General features: G+C 69.5%; 14 protein-coding genes. 3 read left to right on the top strand and 11 right to left on the bottom strand.

The window, feature by feature from the left end; all coding sequences use genetic code 11:
* Positions 1 to 16: 16 nt before the first annotated feature.
* The 4 genes from AB0B85_RS08440 to AB0B85_RS08425 all read right to left on the bottom strand — a co-directional run bounded on the left by AB0B85_RS08440 (position 17) and on the right by AB0B85_RS08425 (position 5,522).
* Complete coding sequence (locus AB0B85_RS08440) at positions 17 to 1,378, bottom strand: formimidoylglutamate deiminase (RefSeq protein WP_357404972.1); 1,362 nt, start codon at positions 1,376 to 1,378, stop codon at positions 17 to 19.
* A 394-nt stretch (positions 1,379 to 1,772) separates the two neighbouring features.
* The gene (locus AB0B85_RS08435; protein ID WP_357404970.1) at positions 1,773 to 2,975 is read right to left on the bottom strand and encodes an allantoate amidohydrolase; all 1,203 of its coding nucleotides are present in this window, start codon (positions 2,973 to 2,975) and stop codon (positions 1,773 to 1,775) included.
* The gene (gene hutU, locus AB0B85_RS08430; RefSeq protein ID WP_357404968.1) at positions 2,972 to 4,660 is read right to left on the bottom strand and encodes a urocanate hydratase; all 1,689 of its coding nucleotides are present in this window, start codon (positions 4,658 to 4,660) and stop codon (positions 2,972 to 2,974) included. The genes AB0B85_RS08435 and hutU overlap by 4 nt, the downstream gene beginning before the upstream one ends.
* Positions 4,661 to 4,676: 16 nt before the next feature.
* A complete protein-coding gene (locus tag AB0B85_RS08425; protein ID WP_357404966.1) occupies positions 4,677 to 5,522 on the bottom strand; it encodes a MurR/RpiR family transcriptional regulator in 846 nt (281 codons plus the stop codon).
* 167 nt (positions 5,523 to 5,689) lie between these two features.
* Here AB0B85_RS08425 and AB0B85_RS08420 point away from each other — a divergent pair, with 167 nt between their 5' ends.
* Positions 5,690 to 6,880: a hypothetical protein gene (locus AB0B85_RS08420; protein ID WP_357404964.1), complete on the top strand. Its 1,191-nt coding sequence runs from the start codon at positions 5,690 to 5,692 to the stop codon at positions 6,878 to 6,880.
* 152 nt (positions 6,881 to 7,032) lie between these two features.
* Positions 7,033 to 9,027, top strand: coding sequence for a hypothetical protein (locus AB0B85_RS08415; RefSeq protein WP_357404962.1), 1,995 nt, complete (start codon positions 7,033 to 7,035; stop codon positions 9,025 to 9,027).
* A gap of 150 nt (positions 9,028 to 9,177) precedes the next feature.
* Here AB0B85_RS08415 and AB0B85_RS08410 read toward each other — a convergent pair whose 3' ends face one another.
* The 7 genes from AB0B85_RS08410 to AB0B85_RS08380 all read right to left on the bottom strand — a co-directional run bounded on the left by AB0B85_RS08410 (position 9,178) and on the right by AB0B85_RS08380 (position 17,340).
* The gene (locus AB0B85_RS08410) at positions 9,178 to 10,683 is read right to left on the bottom strand and encodes a hypothetical protein (protein ID WP_357404960.1); all 1,506 of its coding nucleotides are present in this window, start codon (positions 10,681 to 10,683) and stop codon (positions 9,178 to 9,180) included.
* Between the two features lie 222 nt (positions 10,684 to 10,905).
* Positions 10,906 to 11,772: a glycosyltransferase family 2 protein gene (locus AB0B85_RS08405; RefSeq protein WP_357404958.1), complete on the bottom strand. Its 867-nt coding sequence runs from the start codon at positions 11,770 to 11,772 to the stop codon at positions 10,906 to 10,908.
* Positions 11,769 to 12,683, bottom strand: coding sequence for a glycosyltransferase (locus AB0B85_RS08400; RefSeq protein WP_357404956.1), 915 nt, complete (start codon positions 12,681 to 12,683; stop codon positions 11,769 to 11,771). The genes AB0B85_RS08405 and AB0B85_RS08400 overlap by 4 nt, the downstream gene beginning before the upstream one ends.
* A complete protein-coding gene (locus AB0B85_RS08395; RefSeq protein ID WP_357404954.1) occupies positions 12,668 to 14,233 on the bottom strand; it encodes an O-antigen polymerase in 1,566 nt (521 codons plus the stop codon). Before AB0B85_RS08395 ends, AB0B85_RS08400 begins: the two co-directional genes overlap by 16 nt.
* Complete coding sequence (locus AB0B85_RS08390; protein ID WP_357404952.1) at positions 14,230 to 15,309, bottom strand: glycosyltransferase family 4 protein; 1,080 nt, start codon at positions 15,307 to 15,309, stop codon at positions 14,230 to 14,232. Before AB0B85_RS08390 ends, AB0B85_RS08395 begins: the two co-directional genes overlap by 4 nt.
* Positions 15,306 to 16,157 (bottom strand): glycosyltransferase family 2 protein, encoded by an 852-nt coding sequence (locus tag AB0B85_RS08385; RefSeq protein ID WP_357404950.1) that lies wholly within the window; start codon positions 16,155 to 16,157, stop codon positions 15,306 to 15,308. Before AB0B85_RS08385 ends, AB0B85_RS08390 begins: the two co-directional genes overlap by 4 nt.
* 1 nt (position 16,158) lies before the next feature.
* Positions 16,159 to 17,340, bottom strand: coding sequence for a hypothetical protein (locus AB0B85_RS08380; RefSeq protein WP_357404948.1), 1,182 nt, complete (start codon positions 17,338 to 17,340; stop codon positions 16,159 to 16,161).
* A 248-nt stretch (positions 17,341 to 17,588) separates the two neighbouring features.
* Between AB0B85_RS08380 and AB0B85_RS08375 the strand changes: the two genes are divergently transcribed.
* Positions 17,589 to 17,836: NAD-dependent epimerase/dehydratase family protein (locus tag AB0B85_RS08375; protein ID WP_357404946.1), on the top strand; the 248-nt coding region annotated here is incomplete at its 3' end.

Genomic DNA, 17,836 nt, shown 5'->3' with positions numbered 1-17,836 from the left:
GGCTCATTCCTCGCGTTCACCGGGTTGTCACCGCCTCGATCGCGGCGGCCAACTCGGCCGGCACGTCCACGCTCAGGTGCTGGCCCTCGGCCACCACCACCCGACCGTCCACGAGCACGTGCTCGACGTCCCCGGCGGTGGCCGCGAAGAACGCCCCCACCGCGGGCACCCCGGCGGTGCGGGGGGTGTCCAGCCGTACCGTCACCAGGTCCGCGCGGGCGCCGACGGCGATCCGGCCGGCGTCGGCCCAGCCCAGCGCGGCGTGCCCGCTGACGCTGGCCGCGGTCAGCAGGTCGACTGGCGCGAAGTGGCCTCGCCGGCGGGTACGCAGTCGCTCGTCCAACTCCACAGCGCGGCCCTCCTCGAACAGGTCGATGACGGCATGGCTGTCGCTGCCCAGGCTCAGCCGGATCCCCGCGTCGGCCATCCGGCGGGCCGGGCCGATCCCGTCGGCGAGGTCCCGCTCGGTGGTCGGGCAGAGGCACACCCCGGTCCGGCTGTCGCCGAGCACTGTCAGGTCGGCACTTGTCGGGTGGGTGGCGTGCACGGCGGTGCTGTCCGGCCCGAGCACGCCGTGCTCGGCGAGCAGCGCGGTGGGCGTGCGCCCGTGCACCGCCCGGCACTCGTCGTTCTCGGCGGGCTGCTCGGAGAGGTGCACGTGCAGCGGTGCCCGCCGCTCCCGGGCCCAGTCGGCGACGGTGCGGAGCTGGTCGGCCGGCACCGCCCGTACCGAGTGCACGGCCGCGCCGACCCGGACGTGGGCGTCCGCCGGCTGGAACGCCGCCGCCCGCTCGGCCCAGCGGGCCGCGTCGCCGTCACCGAAACGGCGCTGTGGCCCGGTCAGGGCCTGACCGTCCACGCTTGCGGTGAGGTAGCAGGCGTCCAGCAGGGTGAGCCGGATCCCGGCGTGCGCGGCGGCCTCCACCAGCGCCGCGCCCATCGCGTTCGGGTCGTCGTAGGCGCCGCCGTCGGGCCGGTGGTGCAGGTAGTGGAACTCGCCCACGCAGGTGATCCCGGCCAGCGCCATCTCGGCGTAGACGGCCCGCGCCAGGGCGAGGTAGGTGTCCGGGTCCAGCCGGTCGGCCACGGCGTACATCTGATTCCGCCAGGCCCAGAAGTCGCCCCGACCGCCGTGGGTGCGCCCGCGCAGCGCGCGGTGGAAGGCGTGCGAGTGCACGTTGGCCAGGCCGGGCAGGGTCAGCCCGGGCAGCCGGGTGGCGTCGGCGTGCACCTCGACCCCGGCTCGCGGTTGACTGCCGGGGGTCAGCGGCGTCACCGCGCTGATCCGGCCGTCCTCGACCTCGATCAGCACGTCGGGGGTCGGTTCGGCGTGCTGAGGCAGCCACGCGTACTCGGCGAGCCAGCGGGTCGCGGTCATGCTCCTCGCCTCCTTTGGAGCTGAATCGTTTGCGACATCAACCGCGACGCGGGCCGCGATAGTGGCGCTGGCATCGGCCGCACCGGCCACGACGTCTGCGTCTGCCGCTGCCGCTGCCGCTGCCGCTGCGTCTGCCGCTGCCGCTGCGTCTGCCGCTGCCGCTGCGTCTGCCGCTGCCGCTGCCGCTGCGTCTGCCGCTGCCGCTGCGTCTGCCGCTGGGTCGATGGCGGGGTTGGGTTTGATGCGTTTGCGACATCAGCTCCAAAGGACGTCACCACCAGGTGTCGACCCCGGCTGGGCCGGAGGCCTGGCGGCCGGAACCCTGGCGGCCGGAACCCTGGCGGCCGGAACCGCCGCAGATCCGTGCCGTCCGTCGACCGGCTCGCCACCTCGTTCAGTGGCATGTCAGCTCCCGCAGCACGCTGGCCAGCGCCCGCACCCCGGCGGCGCAGTCGTCGTCGGTGGCCGCCTCGGCGGGGGAGTGCGACACCCCGCTCGGGTTGCGGACGAACAGCATCGCGGTGGGCAGGTGCGCGGCGAGCACTCCGGCGTCGTGCCCCGCGCCGGTGGGCAGCACCGGTGCGGCCAGCAGCGCGGCCAGCCGTTGGGCAAGCCCGCCGTCGAAGGCGACGAGTGGCGTCGCCGACTCCTCGGTGACGGTCACCGCCGTACCGTCGCGACGGGCCCGCTCGGCGAGCTTGCCCCACACCGCCTCGACCAGACCGGACAGCGTCTGCTCGTCGGCGGCCCGCGCGTCCAGCCAACCGGTCACCTTCGACGGGATCGCGTTGGTGGCGTTGGGTTCTACGGCGACCCGTCCCACTGTCGCGTGCGCGCCGCGCAGCCGGGCCTCCTTGTTGGCCGCCAGCACCGTGAAGGCGTAGGTGAGCATCGGGTCGCGGCGGTCGGCCATCCCTGTCGTACCCGCGTGGTTGCCCTCGCCGGCCACGTCGAAGCGCCACCGGCCGTGCGGCCAGATCGCGCTGGCCACCGCGACCGGCGCGGCCGTGTCGATGAGCGCCCGGCCCTGCTCGACGTGCAACTCCACGAAGGCGCCGAACCGGCCCAGCAGCTCCGGGCGGGCGCCCGCCGGCTGCCCGCCGAACGCCTCGGCGAAGCTCACCCCGGCCGCGTCCCGCAGGCCGGCAGCGCGCTCGGGCGACAGCGCCCCGGTGAGCAGCCGCGACCCCAGGCACGGTACGCCGAAACGCGCCCCCTCCTCCTCCACGAAGGCGGCCACGACAAGCGGCCGGTCCGGGGCCACCCCGGCGGCCCGCAGCTCGTCCACGGCGAGGAACGCGCTGACGATGCCGAGCGGCCCGTCGTACGCCCCGCCGTGCGGCACCGAGTCGAAGTGGCTGCCGGTCAGCACTGCGTCGGAGCCCTCCGGGTCACCCCAGTGGGCGAAGAGGTTGCCGTTGCCGTCCTCGGTGACCGGCATCGCACGCCGCTCGGCCTGCCCCCGGAACCAGGCACGCAGCTTCTGCTCCGGCTCGGTGAACGCGTACCGCAGGTAGCCGCCGCTGTGGGCGTCCCGCCCGATCGGCGCGATCTCGTCCCACAGGGCCCGGAACCGGGCGGAGAGGTCGTCGGTCACGAGTCGACGCCCTCAGCCATCGGGATGCGGACGCCGGTGCGCTCGGCCACCTCGCGGGCGCTGTCGTAGCCGGCATCGACGTGCCGGATCACGCCCATCGCCGGGTCGTTGGTGAGCACCCGCTCGATCTTCTGACCGGCCAGCGGGGTGCCGTCGGCGACGCAGACCTGACCGGCGTGGATCGACCGGCCGATGCCCACGCCACCGCCGTGGTGGATGGACACCCAGGACGCGCCGCTGGCGGTGTTGACCAGCGCGTTGAGCAGCGGCCAGTCGGCGATCGCGTCGGAGCCGTCTGCCATGCCCTCGGTTTCCCGGTACGGGCTGGCGACGCTGCCGGTGTCCAGATGGTCCCGGCCGATCACCACCGGCGCGGAGAGTTCACCGGAGGCGACCATGTCGTTGAACCGCACCCCCGCCCGGTCCCGTTCGCCCTGGCCGAGCCAGCAGATCCGCGCCGGCAGACCCTGGAAGGCGACCCGCTCACCGGCCAGCCTGATCCACCGGGCCAGCGACTCGTTCTCCGGGAACAGCTCCAGGATGGCCCGGTCGGTGGCCGCGATGTCGGCCGGGTCGCCGGAGAGCGCCGCCCACCGGAACGGACCCTTGCCCTCGCAGAACAACGGCCTGATGTACGCGGGCACGAAGCCGGGGAAGTCGAAGGCGCGCTGGTAGCCGCCGAGCTGCGCCTCACTCCGGATCGAGTTGCCGTAGTCGAACACCTCGGCTCCAGCGTCCAGGAAGCCGACCATCGCCTCGACGTGCGCGGCCATCGACGCCCGGGCCCGGTCGGTGAACTCGGCAGGCTTCGCGGCGGCGTAGTCCCGGGCGTCGGCCAGCTCGACCCCCACCGGCAGGTACGCCAACGGGTCGTGCGCACTGGTCTGGTCGGTCACGACGTCGATCTCGACGCCCCAGCGGAGCAGCTCGGGGAAGACCTCGGCGGCGTTGCCGACCACACCGACGCTCAGCGCCCGCCGCTCCCGCTTCGCCGCGCGGACCCGTGCGATCGCGTCGTCCAGGGAGTCGGCGACCTCGTCGAGGTAGCGGTCGTGCACGCGACGGTCCAGGCGGGTGCGGTCCACGTCCACGATCAGGCAGACACCGCCGTTCATGGTGACGGCGAGGGGCTGCGCGCCGCCCATCCCACCACAGCCGGCGGTCAGCGTCAGAGTGCCGGCCAGTGTGCTGCCGCTCTGCCCCTGCCCGTCGCCGCGGGCGTCGGCGAGTTTGGCGGCCACCGCGGAGAACGTCTCGTAGGTGCCCTGGAGGATGCCCTGGGTGCCGATGTAGATCCACGAACCGGCGGTCATCTGCCCGTACATGGTCAGGCCGAGCTGTTCGAGGCGGCGGAACTCGGGCCAGGTCGCCCAGTCACCGACCAGGTTGGAGTTGGCCAGCAGCACCCGGGGGGCCCACTCGTGGGTGCGCATCACCCCGACCGGGCGGCCCGACTGCACCAGCATCGTCTCGTCCTCGCGCAGGTCGGTGAGCGTGCGGACCAACGCGTGGTACGACGGCCAGTCCCGGGCCGCCTTGCCGGTGCCGCCGTAGACGACCAGGTCGTCGGGGCGCTCGGCCACCTCCGGGTCGAGGTTGTTCATCAACATCCGCAGGGCGGCTTCCTGCTGCCACCCGCGGGCGGTGAGCTGGCTGCCCCGTGCGGCACGGACGGGCTGGGTCATCTCGGGTCTCCTCCGGTCATCCGCGGAACAACTGTCGGCGGGCCGCGGAGGCCTCGAACGCCTCCAGTCGGCGTTGGGTGTCGGCCGGTGCCGCGTCGCAGATCGCCTGTAACAACACCATGGCCAGCGTCATCGGGGCGGTGTGCAGGTCGAAGACGAGCTGCGCGCCGACCGCCGCCGGCAGCACCACGTGGGCGTACTCGGTGGCCGGGCTGACCGGTGAGTCGGTGATCGCCACCACTGTCAGCCCGGCCTCGCGGGCGTCGCGGAGCGCGTCCAGTGTCTCCCGGGGGTAGCGGGGCAGGACGAAGGCGAGCACTGCGGACGCGCCGGCCTCGGCGGCCTGCTCCAGCCGGTCGGTGAGCAGGCTGCCGCCGTCGTCGAGCACCCGGACGTCCGGGTGCACCTTCGCCGCGAAGTACGCGAAGTACGCGGCGAGCGGTGCGGCGGCGCGCAGGCCGAGCACCGGTAGGGGTCGGCTCCGGGCCAGCAACCGTCCGGTCTCGGCGATCCGGTCCCGGTCGGCGAGTTGGCCGGCCAGCCGGTCCAGGTTGCCCATCTCCGCGCGTACCGCCTGCTGTAGCTCGTTGCCGGCGTCCGTCGACCCGCCCGGCGTCGCGGTGGTGAGGTGGCGCAGCCGGCGGCGCAGCGCCGGGTAGCCGTCGTGGCCGAGCGCGACGGCGAACCGGGTGACCGACGGCTGGCTGACCCCGGCCAGCTCGGCGACCTCGGCGGCGGACAGGTACGCCACGGCGGGCGCGTGTTGCACGAGGCAGTGCGCGATTCGGCGCTGGGTGGGCGTCAGCCGCACCCCGTCGAACAGGTCGAGCAGTTCGGTGCCCTGCGCACCACTTTCATTCACAGGCCGACTCTATGCATCAAATCTTTCACCTGGCAAGGCGGCGTCCGACGCCGTTCCGGCACGCTTGCGCGCCGTCCGGAGGGTGGTCGAGAGCACGTCCTGACGGGGCAGTCCGCGTTCAGAGGTGATCGGTAGTATCCGCTCGGCGAAACGACCGAGGAGCGCACATGCAGCCGGAAAATCCCTACAGGTTCACCCGTGTGCTCGGCGGGTCTCTGGTGGGAAAGGCGTGGTCCGCCGTCGACGGGCAGGAACGACCCGCGACTGTCATCCTGCTCGACGGGCCGGCGGCGGCTGACCCACGCTGGCGGGAGGCGTTCGCCCAGGCCGTCAGGATGTTGTCCGAGGCACCCGGCGGTCACCCCTACGCGGATGCCGACCTGTCCTCGACGAACCCGTGGGCGGCGTACGAGGGCGACCAGCCGGACGTGCCGGAGCGCCTGTTCGGGCTCCTGCAGCAGGACTACCGGGCTGACGACGCCACAATGCCGCTCGGTGCCTCCGTGACCCCGGTCAGCGGCACCCCCGTGTCGACCGGCGGCCCGGGGCAGGCCCCGACGGGCGGCGACGTCTCCGGCGCGCTTGCGGAGCCGACCCAGCAGGTCGCCCTGTACGCGCAGGCACCGTGGGCCGGGCCGTCGTCCCAGCCGGTCTCGGCGGCACCCTCGTCCGGCGTGCCGGTCCCGCTCGACCGGGAACCGTTCGGGATGTCCGGCCGGCGGATCGCACCGGTCCAGGTCGTCCGGAGAGGCGTGAGCTGGATCTGGCTCGTCGTCGGCGGGTTGGCGCTCACCCTCGTCGCCGGTGTCGCGGGGTACGCCCTCGGTGGACGTGGCGACTCGGACGAGCCGCCGCCCCCCGCAACCGCCTCCCTCCCGCCCTATCAGGCGACCCAGCTCTCCATCAACAAGTCGAAGTTCACCGGCGAGTTGGCGCAGATGGGCGACCTCTGGTTGGCCGAGGTCAGCGGCTGCGTGGTCTACGGTCGCGGCGGCCCCGCACTGCCGGAGAACGAGGAGGGCCACGTCTTCTGCCCCAACGGCGCACTGCAGGTGCACTTTTCGCTGTTCCGGGAAGAAGCCCTGAAGATCGCGGCGCGAGCGCAGCGTGAAGAACTCGGCCGCACTGCCAACGCGTTCGCCCCCGGAGTCCGGGAGGCGACCCGCACGACGGGCGGCGTGACGGGTGTGCCTGGTAGCTACGTCGAGTACGGCTTCCTGTTCGAGGGCCAGGCATACTGCGGTGTCTGGTGGGACCGGGACGACTCCAACGCCGTAATGGTTCTCGAGACTCCCTGCATGGTCGGCATCGCGGGCAACTGGGACGCGCTGCGCGACATGTGGCGTCGGCACAGCTGAGGCTCTGGCACAACTACTACCTGGTCGGCCTGGGCGTTGCGAACGGCCCAGGAGCGCCGCCGCGCTGACTACGGGGTCTTGCGCCGAGGAGGCAGCACGGGCTCCTGCAGCTGACCGCGCAATGCCCTCACCCCTTGAACAGAATGGTACTGATGAACGACATCACTGGTCTCCGTGGCCGGGCCACCCGCGCCGGCGGGAGATTCGTCCGTAGCATCTGGCTCTTCCCGGCTCTGTTGACTGTCGCGTTGCTGGGGCTGACGGCTTTGCAAATCAACGGGTCCTCAATGGGCATGGTCCACAACATGCTGTACGGCGCACAGCAGGACCCGGCCCTCCTGTTCAACAGTCCGCAGGGGATCCGGTCAGACGAGTGGAACGTCAACACTCAAATGACCGTCGCCCAGGACGCGGCCGGTTACCCCCAGATCAACCCGAACATGGGGGAGGAAGGCGAGGATGTCTCCCTGGTCAGGGACGTCCCGTACAAGGAGTGGTCGGTCGCCTTCAAGCCGCACAACCTGGCTTTTCTGGTGCTGCCGTTCGACTTTGCTTTCGCCTTCAAATGGTGGCTGATGGGCTATCTGCTCATCCTGAGTTGTTATTTCTTCGTGCTGGCTCTGATGCCCAGGCAACGATGGTTTGCCGCCGGGCTCTCCCTGGCGCTGTTCTTCAGTCCGTTCGTTCAGTGGTGGTACCAGTACGTGACGTTGTCGTCGATGTACTACGCCCTGTTCGCAGCTACGGTGCTGATTCTTCTGGTGCGTTCGAAACGGCTGCTCGTCACAGTTGCCTGGGGGGCGCTCCTGGCCTATCTGCTCACCTGCTTCGCGCTCGTGCTCTACCCGCCGTTCCAGATCGCCTGCGTCCTGGCGGTGACGCCGTTCGCCATCGGCTACCTGATCGAGCAGGGCCGTGTACTACAGCGCCGACTGCTGCTGCGGCAGCTGAGTATCGTCGCCGCATCGCTTGCGGTTGCGGGTGCCGTGATCGGTGCGTTTATCGCGACCCGGCTGACCGTCATCGACACCATGCAGAGCACGGTCTATCCGGGAAAGCGTGTCGTGGAGAGCGGTGGTTTCGATCTGCTGCACCTGTTCTCCGGGCACACCAGCTTCGGATTGCAGTTCGCCGAGAAGGCCGAGCTCTACCAGGTCATGGACAATCAGAGCGAGAACTCCAATTTCCTGCTCGTATTCCCGTACCTGGTAGTGCCCAGCATGATCCTGCTGTACCTGTTGTACCGCGCCCAGCGGGCCATTGACTGGCCGCTGCTGCTCGCCAGTCTCACGCTTCTAGGCGCATTGGTCTGGCTGTCCGTCCCCCATCTGGACCTTGTCGGCAAGATCCTGTTCCTCAACCTGGTGCCGCACGCGCGGTTGCTCGTCGGCATCGGTCTGCTCAGTGTCATCGGGGTGGTGCTGGTCGTCCGTCGGCTGCAGGACGAGCGATCGACCAAGCCGGGTTTCAAGGTCGTCGTCGGATACGCCCTCGTCGTCCTGCTCGTTCAGGTGCTGCTCAGCCTGCACGTGCAGCGGGCATTTCCCGGCTTCATGCAGTCGCGCGGCTTCCTCTTGTCGATCATCCCGGTTCCGCTGGTCGTGTATCTGCTGCTTCGTCAGCGTTTCACCTGGGCCGCATCCGTCCTGCTGGCCTTCTCGATTGCCATGACGGTGTTCATCCATCCGCTCTACCGCGGCACCGCAGCACTGACCCGCACGCCGCTGGCGGAGTCGATCCGAACCATCCATGCCGAAGACCCCGGCGCCGCCTGGGTGACCGATGTGGGAGGCATTCAGAGCTTCGCCTCGATGAGCGGCGCCCGCTCGTTGTCCGGCGTCTACGCCTATCCTCAGCTGGATCTCTGGCGGACCGCAGACGAGCAGGGCGAGCAGGACGCGGTCTACAACCGTTACGCCCACGTCTGGTTCGTGTTCGATCGGGACCCCGCCCGCGACTCACCGACTACCTTCGAGCTGCCGACGCCCGACCATTTCGAGGTCGCCACCGAACCGTGCGGCAGCTTCCTCCAGCAGCATCAGGTCCGGTACCTGGTGACAGCGACGGCGCTCAACGAGCCGTGTCTGGAACTTCGCGAGACAGTCCGCTATCCGGCTGCCACATTCCTCATCTACAAGATCCGGTAAGCCCGCCCGAAGGCGGAGATTCGCCCGGATGCATCATCGATATCTGGACGAATCTCCGCCTTGCCGAACCGCCGCTGGTTCCCACCCGGGCTTGACCAGAAGCCTTTTACCCACGCCCTGGCGCGCGGTGAATCTTCGGTGCCGGGTTGGTCACCTCTTGCTGATCAGCAGGACCGGTTCCACACCATCGGTAACCTGCTCGACCCGGTAGTCGGCGAACACCTTCTGCCAGTCCTCCGTCTCCCACATCACGTGGGTTCGGATCAGCCATACGCGCCCGCCACCCCGCTGTGATGCCAATGCCAGCGCCTCATCGATCTTGGCGTGTATGAGTGCGATGTCGTGGTGGGGAATCACGATGACGTCGGACCGGGTGGGCATTTCGACCTGCCAGCCGACGGTGTTGTCGGCTGGTGCGACAAGCTTGACCTTGTCGGACCGCGAGTAGTACGCGAAGCCGTACCACGCCAGGTCGTTCATGACGATGGCATCGTTGGACGACCGATGGCTGTTCACGTATTCGGTCGCCGAACGGATGTCCGTCACGCCGATAGCGGTGAAGTAGAACCCCGGGTCGTTACCGTCGAACCGGTACCAGCGGCCGTTGTTGATGCCGAAGATCATGAGCAGGACGGCGCAGATCGCCGCGGTAAGGACTGTCGACGGCACGCGAGGAACCCCGCGGGCAACGAGCGCGGCCATCCCGTAAGCCAGTCCGGCGACACCGAGGCCGGCGACCGCAGCCGTCGCGACGAGCAGGAAGTGCGAGGTACGCAGCTCCAGTAGCGGATAGAACTTGCCGACCCCCAGCGTTGTCACCGCCACCGGCAGCAGAAGCACCGCGATCGCCGACGCGGGGCGGCCCTGCCAGGCGAGGGTGACGACACCAGCGATGAACAGCCCGCCGACGACCAGAGCGGACGCGCCAAGCATTGGGGCCAGGTCGTCGATCTGCCGGCTGAGGTAGCCGGGCAACTCGGTCAGGGTCGGGAAACTACCGACCCAGAATTCCCGCATCGCGTCATTGTTGCCCCGCGCGGAGATACCGAAGTAGACGGCGACGATGACAGTCATCGCGCCGAGCCCTGCCACCACGACGTCCCGGAGCCGCGCCCACTGGCGTTGCAGCGCGGTGACCAGCAACAACCCGCCGAACACGGCGGGGGTGGCGATGGCGGTAACGTGGCTGACGAATATGCCTGTGGCGGCCACGGCCGCAACCACGCCAAGCCGTCTCCGCGACCAGGTCTGCTCGGTCCAAGCGCCCAGAGCGAGCAGGGCCACCGTGACGGCGGCATCCGCTGTGTACTGCTTGAGGTCGTGACGGACCTGCTGCGCCGGCAGGAGCAGGACCGCCATGGCACAGACGAAGCCTGCGACAATTCCGAGCCACCGAGTCGGCCACCGCAGCAACCGCCCGAGCCCGTACGCGGCGACGACACCCAGGCAGAGGAAAGCAAGCGGCACCACACGTAGGTAGTCGGCGTCCGGCACCAGCCGCAGCAGAAGGGTCCACCCGATCGGGGTGGACGCGGTCGTCACCGGCAGGTCGCCGAGCGGGAGCCGGACCGAGAGCGCCACCCACGCCTCGTCGAGCCAGTACGACGCCGTGAGCATCGTCTTGACGTCGTGGACCACCGCGACGAGGGCCAGCAATACGCCAATGGCGATCCAGTCCGCGGAGGTGGGGCGGCGCCTGGTTGTCGGCGCCGCTGGGACGTCCGATGGGGTCACGTTCTCAAGTACGACTTGTCCGACCACGCCATTTTCCATCCAGAGTGCGAAACGACCATGCTTTCCCCCGACGACATCGTCGATGGGTGCGAATTGCGGTGTCGACCGGGCCTGCCGTGCCGGTCGAGGTGGAGCAGGGTGCCGTCAGCTGGCCCCTGCTTGACGACCCGGCGTGGGCAGCGACTCACCCGTGCGTCGTTGCGTGGGCACCGGGGCACCGATCAGGCGTGCCGCCTGCGGGTTGCGCCGGGAGGCCGACGGCAACCCGATGACGAATTCAGGGAACAGACTGAAGAAGGTCTTGGCGCTCTGCAGTTCCAGAGTGTGGGCACGCGACCACTGGAACGAGTTCGTCGCACGGGCCCAGTGGTGGGTCCACCGCACGTCGCCGAGCAGCACCACGGGCATGTCGTGCCGCCACGCCCGCAGACCGAGCTCGTGGTCCTCGTAGTAGAGGAAGAACTGCTCGTTCCATCCGCCCATGGCGATGAAGTCGGCGGTGCGGACGGCGATTGCGGCACCCATGGCCCAGGCGACGTAGACCGCTTCACCGGGGTTCGCCACCACCCGGTAGGTCGCGTGCATCCGGGACAGCGGCCAGATCTTCCGGTTGCCCAGTTTGGCGGTGGCGTAGGGGAAACCGCGCCCGTTGGGCTGGGGAGTGCCGTCAGTCGCGAGCAGTTGAGGAGCCACCAGACCGCCGTGGACGTCGAGGTGCCGCTTGAGCACGTCGAGACCGTCCGGGTCGATCTCAAGATCGGGGTTGGCGAATACCACGTATTCGCCCGCCGCCTGGCGCACGCCGACGTTGTTGGCCTTCGAGAAGCCGACGTTCTCCGGCAGGCGAATGACCCGGGCACCCAACTCCTCCGCCACCGCGACCGAGTCGTCGGAGGAGGCGTTGTCGACGACGATCCACTCGTAGGGCTTGGCTCCCCGCCAGCACCTGCGGAGCGTGTCCGCCGAGTTGTAGGTGACCGTCACGACACTCCACTGGTGTCCTGCCATCATGCTCTCCGAACTGTCAGGTAGCTGTACAGGGACGCGAAGCCGAATCGCTTGCCGTTCCACTGCCGTCGGGCGGCCGGGCTCTCCAGCAGGCCACGTCCGACGCCACGGAGGAACGGCCACAGCAGGCCTTGACGGACACGTCGGGCGGCGAGCGCGAGGTGCGCCAGGGCCAGTACCGGCATGGCGAGGAGCATCAGCGGCCAGGTGAAGACCCGGGCCGCGACCAGAAGTCGGTTTCGGGCCAGCAGGAAGGCACGAAAGCCTTGGAGCTTGTTGTCGCCCTCGACGCTGTGCCCACCCGCGTGGGGGAGCACGAGATCGAGCGCGCGGGTCCGGTATCCCGATGCGTAGAGACGGTAAGCCAGGTCAGCGTCCTCGCCCCAGGCGAATAGATGCTCGTAGAACCCCCCGAACTGGTGGAACAGTTCGGTCGGGAAGACGGCGGCGCCCCCCGACGGACCCAGTGGTCCCCGCGCTGCGGTGGCGGTCCTGTCGATGAAGAGCGAGACCGGATTGACGTCGATGCCGATGTACTCCCCACCGTGCATGGCCAGACCAACCGCGATCGGTGTGCCGGGGTCCTCGGCGATGGCGGCGCACACACGCGCAAGCGCGTCATCGGGCAGCCACACGTCTGGGTTGAGTAGCAGCACATGGTTCGTCCTCGCGGCCGCGACCGCGCGGTTGCAGCCCGCCGCGAACCCCGGATTCGAGGAGTCGGGAAGGTACTCGTACCGCTCTTCGTCCAGCCAACCGGCAACAACCTTCTCGCAGCCGTCCTCGGGCCAGTTGTCGGCGAAGATGAACCGCACCGGAAGGCCCTCGGCGCTGCGTACCCAGGTAGGCAGCGTCTGGGTCAACATGTCGCTCGAACGGTAGAGAACGGTGACGACTGTCAGCGCTTCATCCACTCTGGGATCCACCTCATCGGTTTGCTAAGCAGGTAAAGGGCAACGAGGCCAGGGGCGAGAGCCAGCCAGAAGGGTTGCACCACGGGATACAACTCGTAGACACCAAAAGTCGCGAAGTAGATCACGAACGCCCGGGTCAGTTGGTGGGCAGGGCTTGACGTGTATGTCAGCCGCCGATCGACGACCCCGACGCAGAAGCCCAACGCTGAGAGAAAGAGCACCGCGCCGATCGGCCCATAGTCGAGCAGAGGTATGGCCACGAACGTTGCGGTGTTCATGTAGAACGGTTTGCTCAGGCGCGCGGTGATCTTGTAGATGTCAGCCGGACCGAGCAGGCGATCGCCCAACGAACCCGTGAAGGTCAAGGTGTATCGGCCCCAGGTCGGCGGGTGCTGCTCGCGCACCTGCCACAACCGACCGAAGGTCTCGACGGAACTGCTCAGCGACAGGTCCAGCGACCCGACACTGGCATACAACGGGCTGGCGCCATATTGCGCTCGGAACTGGTCCTCGAACTGCCCGGTGCCGGCCAGCGTCCGTTGGCCGCCGAGGAAGACTGCCGCACCCATTGCGACAGCTCCGATCACGAGCACCACGAGCGACACCCGCAGCCGGTTCTTCCGGCTGATGGTCGCCGATCGGCGCACCGAGAGAGCGGCGACCAGCGGCGGCACGATTCCCAGTAGAACGGAGTTCTTGCTCGCGCCCAGCGCCGCGCCGAACGCGAAGATAACGACGAAGACGACGTAGGTCCACCGTCCCTCCGCCTTCCCGGTTAGCGCGCGAAGCAGCGAGATCGCCAAGCCAATCCCCCAGAACTCCGAGAACAGCCCGGTGATGAGGTTGGAGCGCAGCCGTACCGCCTCGCGCGCGGCGTCCGGGTTGTCGGCAAACAGCGGCGGTACCTCACCGCGGAACTTCAACGCCGCACCGATGAGAGAGAGCAGAAGGAGAAAGAGTACGAAGGCCCGGAGCCGACTTTCGGCGGGCCAGCGCAGTTCGGCCCGAGCCGACTCGACACCCGCTCGGTCCATCGGCGGACGCGTCGTCACGGCTGGCATGACGACGGTGTCTGCGGACCCCGTCGTGACGGCTGGCATGACGACGGTGTCTGCGGACCCCGTCGCGACGGCTGGCATGACGACGGTGACCGCGGACCCCGTCGCGACGGCCGGCATGACGACGGTGTTCTCGGTCACCGTCGACTGTTCCGGGCGACGCTTGTTGGCTGCCAGTCGACGGCCGAAATACCAGGCGGCGAGGAACCAGGCCGCGTAGATCCCCAAGATCGGCACTGCGGCGCGACCGGCCGGAGAGTCGTACGGCCCCGGAATGGTGAGGACGGCGAGGAAGACAAAGCCCCAGGCGGCCGTGCATATGGCGAGCCACGTGTGAGCACGGAAGATCAGGGCCGCCACGGCGAGGAAGGCGGCGGCGACGCCGAACTCGGTGTCCCAGAGGAAGACCGCCACGACAATGACGGCCGCCACCACCCAGGGCACCAGGGTCCGGTAAAGGGTGGGGCTGCTGGTCCTGGTTGTTGTGGTCACAGAAGAGACCTGTACAAGCTCTGCCACCGCTCGACACACCGATCGAAGGCATACTCCTGGGCGTACCACTCGGCCACCTGCTGCCCCTCGTCGACGGCACGGCGGCCGAGGGCGTCCCGGATGGCGCCGGCGAGCGCGGCGGGCGCGAGGTCCGCCTGGAACGCCAGGGTGCCGGTGGCGTGGCGGGTGACCTCGGCCAGGCCGCCGGCCCCGGTGTGCACCACAGGTACGCCGAGGGACAGCGCCTCCAGGGCGCTGAGCCCGAACGACTCGACCCGGGACGGCACCACGAGGCAGTCGATCTCCTGGAGGAAGTCCGCGGCGACGACCCGGCCGACGAGGTCGAGGTTGGGCCGGGGGTCGAGCACCATCGAGCCCGCCCCGGCGACCTTGAAGTCCACCTCCGGGAGGAGAGCGGCGATCTCGGGCAGGAGGTCGGCCCCCTTCTCCTTCTCCAGCCGGCCGAGATAGCCGACCACCGGCCGTCGACCCGGCTCCGGCGTGAGTGCCGGCTTCGGGCTGGGCCAGGTGGCCGGCAGCGGGTTCGGGATCAGGTGGATGTTCTTGACACCGCCACGGTCGCGCAGCTCGGCGGCCTCGAACTCGGAGACCGCCACCGTCGCGTGGGGACGGGCCCGACGCATGGCCAGGTCCAGCGTGATGTTGGACTGGATGAGCGCCTTCTGCTGGAACGACCCGGCGGTGTCCCGGTACTGCCAGAGGCTGTTGTGCAGGGTGACGACGAGCGGGGTCCGCCGGCGTTCCATGCTCAATGCCGCCCGGCAGTGCATGGCGGCGGACAGCAGGTGCGCGCAGACCACGTCTGGTTGCACCTCGTTGACCAGGCGGCGGATCTCCCGCGCGTACGCGAGGTCGATCCGACTTGTCGCGCTGAGCCCGATCCACGGCACCCCGGCCTCGCGCAGCGCGTGGCCGACCTCGTCGTCCGAGGTGGCGGCGATGACCTCCAGGCCCGTTCGGGCATGCGCCGGGATGATCTCGGTCAGGATGCGCTCGGCACCACCGAGTTGCCGCCGTCCGGAGCCACCCGTGGTGCAGACGAACAACACCTTCACGAGGTACGCAGCCCCTCAACGGCGCCCTTGGCGATGGCGCGGCGAACGGGGTTCGCGCCCACCGCGGCGCGCAGCAGCACCCCGCCCACGTACGCCGTCGTGGCGATGCGGCCGCGTCGGCCACCCATGTCCTTGCTCGCCCGGATGAACTCGCGGGTGCGGCGCTCGGAGATCTCCTCCTCGGACCAGCGCCGCTTCGCGGTCGCGTCGTCCTCGTGCATGATCACGGCCTCCGGCACGTACGCCAGTCGCAGGCCCTGCTGACGGACGGCCCAGCAGAGCCGCATGTCCTCGGAGTAGAAGAACGAGGTCTCGTCGACGCCGCCGATGGCGTCGAAGGTGCTCCGGCGCATGGCCACGAAGGGGCCGGTCAGCCAGTCCGCCTTCTCCGGCGGCGCGACGATCCGCAGGTTCGGCAGCACGAAGCTCAGCCCGGTGGCGTGCGCGAGACCCACGCCCAGGCCCAGGAAGCGACCGCCCTCCGTCTGCGACACCCCCGACGGGGTGACCACGCCCGGGAAGGCAGCGCCCACCTTCGGGTCCTCGAGGGCGGTCAGCAGCCGGGTCACGGCGTCTTCGTGCACGATGATGTCGTTGTTGGAGAGGATCACGTTCGCCCGGCTGGTGTGGCGCACGCCGAGGTTCATCCCCCGCGCGTAACCGAGGTTCGAGCCGGACTGGACATACGTGACACCCTGCTCGGCGCAGAACGCGCTCAGCGACTCCTGGATGTGCATCGAGCTGCCGTTGTCGACGACAACGATCTCCGCTTCCGCCGGCAGCGACAGGACGCAGGCGCGGGTGCGCTCGAAATCCTCCCAGGCGAGAACAACAATCGAGACATCCATGTCAAACCGTCCCATGATTCGGCGACTGCGCTCGTCGCAGGCTTGCTCTGGAGGCGAAGGCGTGTACGGCGTAGGCGAGCGTCGAGGCGACCGCCGCCCCGATCACACCCGCCCACGGGATGATCGCAAAGTATGCGGGAATCGCGAAGCCGAGGGTGATCAGTGCGACCACCGTGGTGGCCCGCTCGCCCCGCCTCTTCAGCAGCAGGGCGCTCCAGCTCTTGCCGGCCGCGGTGGCCAGCGAGCCGGGCAGCAGAACGAGGCCGAGGATCCAGGCGTACCGGTATTCCGGCTGGAGGTAGCCGAGCACACCGAGCCCGAGGACGGCGGCCAGCGCGACCGGCAGCGCGGCGGTGACCACCGCTCGGGTGGGGTCGGGGCCGCCGTCACCGTCGCGGCTGGCCAGGATGCGCTGCGCCCGGACGACGGCACCCGCCTGTGCGAACTCGAGCGCGGCGACCGCCAGCGCGTACACGCCGAGTGGGCCGGCGCCGACGAACCTGGCCACCAGGATCTGGTTGAACCGCAGCGTCATCATCTGGGCGAAGATCCCCAGGTGCAGGTTGCCGACGGCGACCAGGTCGGAGCGGTAGTCCAGCGCGGTCGCCTCCGGCCGTGGTGCGGGCCCGATCCGGCGGAGCATCCGCAGCACCAGGGCGCACACGGACAGCGCGCTGACCCACTGGACGACCAGCCACACCATGCTCCACAGGCCGCCGTCCAGGTGACCGGCGAAGTACAGCGCCACGTAGCCACCGACCAGAACCGCCCCGCTCGCCGCGCGCATCGCGTAGACGACCAGGAAGCTCTTCTGGCGCAGCGCGATCGACGAGACGGTGTTGAAGATCGTCAGACCGGCCGCCGAACCCATGCCGACCAGGTAGCTGCCGATCCCGGCCACCGTGGTGAGCACTGCGGCGGCGACGATGGAGAGGAGGACCGAGGCCCCCAGCATGGCGAGGACCCAGGGGCGTCCCCGGGAGAAGACCCAGCCGCCCGGACGGGACAGCAGGAAGGTGTCCAGGGACAGGCCGCCGACGGCGGCACCGAGGGTCGCGCTGACCATGTTCGCGGACAGTTCACCGCGCTCCGCGGGTGGCAGGGCCACCGACAGCACCGCCGCCAGCCCGGTCAGGCCGAGCGCGCCGATGTAGAGCCGTTCGGGTGCGAAGAGCTGCCGCAACAGCCCCAGTGCACGGCGGCCGGGCGATGGTTTCGTGCCGGGACCCGACGATGGCCGAGCAGTATTGACCAGCGACACGCCGTTCACTCGCCCCCCATAGATGCGATACGTGCGGGCACGACGAGTCGTACTTCGCTGGCACTTTCTACCCGAAGGCAGCTACACCTGCAATCGCCCGGGCGGCCCTAACCGATAATGCCGAAACACCTGCCGTCGCCGCCAGTCGGCCGGCGTAGACTCTCGGACCCGTGAGGATCCTCGTCACCGGCGGAGCCGGATTCATCGGGTCGGAGTACGTTCGCCTGCTGCTGGGCAAGCCCCTCGGCAGCGCCGAGGGCGTGCCGCCACTCGAGCCGGCGGTCGTGACCGTGCTCGACAAGCTGACCTACTCGGGCAACCTGGCCAACCTCGACCCCGTCCGCGACGACCCCCGACTACGGTTCGTCCAGGGCGACATCTGCGACCCGGCCATCGTCGACGAGGTCGTCGCCGACCA

This window comes from Micromonospora sp. NPDC049044, assembly GCF_040649215.1.
Lineage (GTDB): Bacteria > Actinomycetota > Actinomycetes > Mycobacteriales > Micromonosporaceae > Micromonospora.
This window is presented reverse-complemented; position numbering and strand designations above follow the sequence as displayed.